The sequence below is a fragment of the Microvirga roseola genome, assembly GCF_020866965.1.
Taxonomy (GTDB): Bacteria; Pseudomonadota; Alphaproteobacteria; order Rhizobiales; family Beijerinckiaceae; genus Microvirga; species Microvirga roseola.
In genome coordinates, this window is the sequence record NZ_JAJATX010000112.1 from 1 (window position 1) to 5,368 (window position 5,368).

Annotated in this window: 3 protein-coding genes; 2 read left to right on the forward strand and 1 reads right to left on the reverse strand. The window is 56.3% G+C overall.

The genetic code is table 11. The annotated features are described in order from the left end of the window. Positions 1 to 785: 785 nt before the first annotated feature. Positions 786 to 2,090, forward strand: coding sequence for a calcium-binding protein (locus LG661_RS24095; RefSeq protein WP_230534532.1), 1,305 nt, complete (start codon positions 786 to 788; stop codon positions 2,088 to 2,090). Positions 2,091 to 2,314: 224 nt separating this feature from the next. Here the strand turns inward: LG661_RS24095 and LG661_RS24100 are convergent, their stop codons facing one another. Then, entirely contained in the window at positions 2,315 to 4,228 is a 1,914-nt protein-coding gene (locus LG661_RS24100) for a methyl-accepting chemotaxis protein (RefSeq protein WP_230534533.1), read from the reverse strand. Between the two features lie 559 nt (positions 4,229 to 4,787). Here LG661_RS24100 and LG661_RS24105 point away from each other — a divergent pair. Then, positions 4,788 to 5,249 carry an AraC family transcriptional regulator gene (locus LG661_RS24105; protein ID WP_230534534.1) on the forward strand — a complete coding sequence of 154 codons (462 nt, stop codon included), beginning with the start codon at positions 4,788 to 4,790 and terminating at the stop codon, positions 5,247 to 5,249. The last annotated feature ends 119 nt before the right edge of the window (positions 5,250 to 5,368 follow it).

A 5,368-nucleotide genomic window follows, 5' to 3' on the forward strand; every position in this document is an offset into this window, starting at 1 on the left:
TCATCCTCAATCCCAAGACCATCGGCGTCCTGATCATCAGATACCAGTCGGACAGCAAAGATCCTGACTGATGAGGGCACCATCCTGCTGAAGGTCAAAGCCCATCTCACCGAGTACGATTTCGTCTTCTGATTACGCATACCACAGGCGTACAGCGGTCTCTCTGAGCAGGGCAGCCTATAAAGCTGCCCTGCCCTACCATGCTACCGTGTCAACTGCTTATGATGTGGGCCTACTACAGTCTGTCTTCGCCCATAGGCAGTTGATCCGCGCTTCTGTGGCTCCCTTACAACTCCTCCTGAGAAGGCTTTCCTTACGTCGTTTCAACTTGCAAAAAGTGAGGGAAGCCATCAATCGCTAGAGGTGCAACAAACACAGGCCGCTGGACGCAGGCGCCTGCGATAGAAAGGTTTCTGCGATGGCCTCCCAAATCCAAATCGATGGCAGTCCAACCAACGGAAGCAATCCTTGGATAGACAGCCTCGTGGCAGGTGGAGCATGGGGAGACAGCGACTGAGGCGGAAGGCAGCCTGGGCTGGCACGAGTTTCCTGGATACGCACCCGGCGAGGTTCTCTATGGGGCATTCAATGGCGATGCGTGGACCCCGCAAGGTCTAGTACAGGGTGGGTACGATTTCGTCACATCGATTCATGAACTTGGGCACGGTCTAGGCCTTGCACATCCACATGACGGGGGAGGCTCACTTGACAGCACGAACTTCCCGGGTGTGCACGATGCGCTAGATGATGGGACCTATGACCTAAACCAGGGCATCTGGACAACGATGTCTTACAACGACGGCTGGTCTCTGAAGAGCCCGTCTCTATCGGCCGAGTACGGCTATCAGGGCACACCTATGGCCCTCGACATTGCAGCCGTTCAAGCGATTTATGGTGCGAATACGAACCACGCCTCGGGTGATGATACGTACGGACTCCCACTGAGCAACGGACCGGGCGCCTTCTGGTCCTGTGTGTGGGACACGGGCGGAACTGACACGATCAGCGCTGCGCTGGCATCGGACTCCTGTACGATCAACCTCAATCAGGCTCCCCTGACTGGGCCAAATGCGGGCGGCTATGTATCTCGGGTCGCAGGGATCGTCGGTGGCTTTACAATCGCCAATGGTGTCACCATTGAGAATGCTGTAGGAGGCGCCGGAGCTGACAGGATCATCGGCAACAGCGCAGCGAACACACTCAGTGGCAATGCTGGCAACGATACTCTCAATGGCGGTTCTGGAAACGACCAGATGAGAGGAGGCGCCGGTGACGATACCTACTTGATCGACAACATCAATGATGGCGTGGTGGAAGCCATTTCCGGCGGCATAGCAGATAGAGTTTACGCCAGATTTGACTATAGGCTCACGGAAAATGTTGAGCGCCTGCATGCCACCGGCTCTGACGCAATCAAACTGACCGGAAATGCGCTCGATAATGCAATCTACGGCAATTCCGGTGCCAACCGCCTCATTGGAGGCCGGGGCAAGGACTATCTCAAAGGTGGCGCCGGCAATGATCGATACTACGTTGACAATGTGGGCGATCGGATCGTCGAGGCCTCCACAGGAGGAACGGCAGACCGAGTTTATGCCGTGGTCAGTTATAAGCTGGCCTCGCACGTCGAGCGGCTCTACGCCTCCGGATCAAGCTCTATTACCCTGACTGGGAGCAAACATAGTAATGTCCTGTCCGGCAACTCGGGCAATAATCGGCTTTCAGGTGAGCTTGGCAGAGATGTACTCACTGGGGGTTCAGGCAAGGACACGTTCGTCATCAAGACGAAGATAACCCGGTCGAACGTGGACAAAATTACCGATTTCAGATCTTCAGATGACGCAATCTGGCTCGACAACAACATCTTCACCAAGCTTGGGTCGAGCAGCCTCTCGAAACCAAAGATGTTCAACGCTGACATGTTCGTGGCCGCTACGAAGGCCAAGGATCGGGAAGACCGTATTATCTATAATAAGGCAAAGGGTGTGCTGTACTACGACCCGGATGGCACTGCCTCGTCGTCGCAGGTGAAGATAGCCACTATTAGTAACAAGACCAAGCTCTCCTACCACGACTTTTACATCATCTAAAAACCTACATTGTTTCGACGTTCGAAGCAGCAGCAGGCATCTCGGCGTAAGAGTTTGTATTCTCAAGATCTCGCGCTAGCGATCAGCTTAGGACGGGATTGTAAGCACCTAAAAAGAAGGGGGTCGCTGGGACAGCGCCCCCCGTTCCTAGGCATCTCTACAGTATGAATTGAAAGGGCGCGTGAGGCTAGCACCGTGCGATGCATACGAGCATCTCTGTCCGCTTACGCGGCTTTGATGCCTGACAAGAAGTGCTCCACCTCCTGCCCTAAACTGGCTGAGTGACGGGCAAGTTCTTGCGCCGACAATAACACCTGGGTGGCAGCGGTACCCGTTTCGCCCGCTCCCCGACGAACCTCGCTGATGCTCCCGGTGACAAACTCCGTCCCGCGAGCCGCCTCCTGCACATTCCGGGAAATCTCAGAGGTGGCTGCCCCCTGCTCCTCGATAGCCGCAGCTATTGATGTTGAGATCTGGGACATCTCGCTAATCGTGCTCGCAATCGCCTGAATTGCTTGAACTGCGTCAGCCGTCGCCCGCTGCACGCTAGAAATTTGAGCAGAAATTTCGTCTGTGGCTTGAGAGGTCTGGCTCGCCAGTTCCTTAACTTCCGCGGCTACCACTGCAAAGCCTTTGCCGGCCTCACCGGCACGCGCTGCCTCGATCGTGGCATTCAACGCCAGCAAATTGGTCTGGCCCGCGATGGTGTTGATAAGCTGGACTACGTCACCGATTTTCTCGGCAGAAGTGGCGAGCGTCTGCACGGTGCTGTTTGTGCGCCGGGCATCAGCCACCGCCCGCTCGGCAATCTGGGAGGATTGCGTCACCTGGGCGGCAATCTCACGGATCGATATCGATAGCTCTTCTGTGGCGGCTGCCACTGTCTGCACATTGGCCGAAGTCTGCTGGGCTGTCGAGGCAACGCTGACTGACTGGTGGCTAGTCCTGTCCGCCACAGATGTCATGGACTGGGCAGTATCCTCCAGCCCGTTCGCCGCCACTAGGAGACGCTGAACCAGCGCGCCGACCTTGGCCTCGAAGCTCTGGGCAAGCTCACCCATTATGCGGCGCTTCTCGGCCTCACTCTGCTGGCGGACACGCTCCTGCTGCATGCGCAGGTTTTCCATCTCTTCACCATTAGTCTTGAAAACCTGAACAGCCTCGGCCATAGCCCCGATCTCGTCCCGGCGGCCAAGATCCGGCACCGCTGCGGTGTAGTCGCCCCTAGCCACCTGCTGCATGGTGGCTGTCATAGCCAGCAGGGGCTTAGAGATAGCGCGGCCGATCACTAGAGCAGCGGCGAGCACGATCAGCAAGATCATACCAATGGAAGACCACATAACGCGCGAGGTCCAAGCTTCTACTTCCGCAGCCGCTGATTGAGCCGCCTCAAACCGTGCGCTAACGATCTCCAATGCATGGTCAACCACAGGCTCGACCGCAGCATAGGCTTCTGAAACGGCCTTGCTCTCGGCGTCAAGCTGCAGCTTGACGTCAATGTAAGCAGATACATCCCGCTGGTAGACTGCCATGGCCGCGCTAACTTCGGATTTAGCTTTTGGCGGCAAGTCGGAAATGGCGAGTGTCTGGGCAAACTCGGTGGCACGCTGCTTGATGTCTTGGCCGTACTTGGCACCACCCCGCAGCATGAAGTCCTTCTCATGCCGACGCATCATCAGCATCAGAATCGTCAAACTCTGATCCTCGTAAGGGGCGAGTTTTTTCTCCACCGCATGGGCGGAGTTTCGAAGCGCCCCCTGCAGGCCCGACGTCTCGTCGAAGCCAAGCCTACGCTGCAGATCAACAGAACGCTTAAAGTGCTGCAGGTACTTAGACAAACCTTCGTTGATCTTTGCCACGCTGAGCAGAAATTCTGGAGTATTGGCTGCAGCAGAAGCCTGCTTTTCGGCATTGGTGAGCTCGTCTTTAACGGTGTCTATGACGCTGGCGTGCCGCTTGGCGTAGGTCTCATCGCTGCGCAGAAAGAAGTCTTTTTCGGCGCGGCGAGCCTCCAGTAGGCCGATATCCGCTTTATAGACGGTGTGCTCCAACTGCGTTGCTGCATCGGCACTAGCCCTTTGTTCTTGAGCTTGATTGCTGCCCACTATGTAGACGGTCGCAAGTGCGATGACGCCCACCGCTCCTAGAAGGCCAATACTGAGGATCTGGTGTCGCAGTGATATGCGCGATAAGAGTAGTGCCATAGAATGCCCCAAGCCGAGAAATGCCACACTCTCTGGTGGAGTGTTGTGCCGCACATTCAACGAAAAATCTTGAGAGCGCGTTAAATGTAGCCGTCTAGCAAGTGCTCCTTAGCTTTCTCAGAAGCTCAGGATGTCTCAACGGGTTATGCTCTGAAGTCCCTACCTTTCGGGAATGTCCGATGCCCCTGTCCTGTGCAGATGAGGTGGATGGCTCCCACTGATAGCACCTGAGTGCCAGGACAGGCGTGCTGCCATGCGAACCAAGGCCTTGCCAGTTCGTTCTGGGGCGCGCGGACGGCCTGCCGAAGGACCCCACCACCCGCTAGACTGTAGGCAGTAGCGGCCCCGCATTGCGCACTGATCATTGCTGTGCTTTTATTCCTCAGCGGGTTGCGAAATGTAGACCTCTCGTAGGGGCCCAAGGCTCGGACTCCCGCTTAATCCTGGGAGTCCCCCTACTATCGACGATTTGTCTCCTTATCGTGGTGAGAAGATGTTTGAAGTAACTGTGACGCATGTCCCGCCGCTTGTGGTCGCCAGCTTGGAGCACAACGGCCCCTACGATCAGCTTCCATTTCAAGCTCTCGCCGACTGGTGTCTGCAGAGGAATCTTCTCAGAAAAGAAGCCCGATGCATCGCCGCGTTCACAAGTCATGAACCAGCGGTTTCAGCCCCTTACCCAATGTCGAAGGCTTGCTTCTCGGTCGCTGAGGATGCGGCTGGGGATGCCGACGTCTCGATTGAGACGATCTTTGGAGGAACGTACGCCATTCTGCACTATCGAGGTCCCTACGCCGCCATGTCGGAAGCAGGCCGTTGGTTTTTCCAGGAATGGCTGCCGCAATCCGGCAGGCAGCTAGTTGGGGACCAGAGTTTTGACGAATATCTCAACGACAGCCGGACCACCCCACCGGATCAGCTCAGGACGGACATTTATTTCCCTCTGGCAATCTAGCGCCTGCCTCAAGCATTCCGGGTGGAAACGCCATCAGGAGAGTGTGGGCCGACTGTGGTGACACAGTGACATATTAGAAAGCCGGCGCCGCCTTATGCAGCACCGGCTCTGCAGAATAA

Excerpts from the sequence above, each read along its gene's own strand:
- LG661_RS24105 (WP_230534534.1), top strand. The coding sequence starts at position 4,788 with ATGTTTGAAGTAACTGTGACGCATGTCCCGCCGCTTGTGGTCGCCAGC.
- LG661_RS24095 (WP_230534532.1), top strand. The coding sequence starts at position 786 with ATGTCTTACAACGACGGCTGGTCTCTGAAGAGCCCGTCTCTATCGGCC.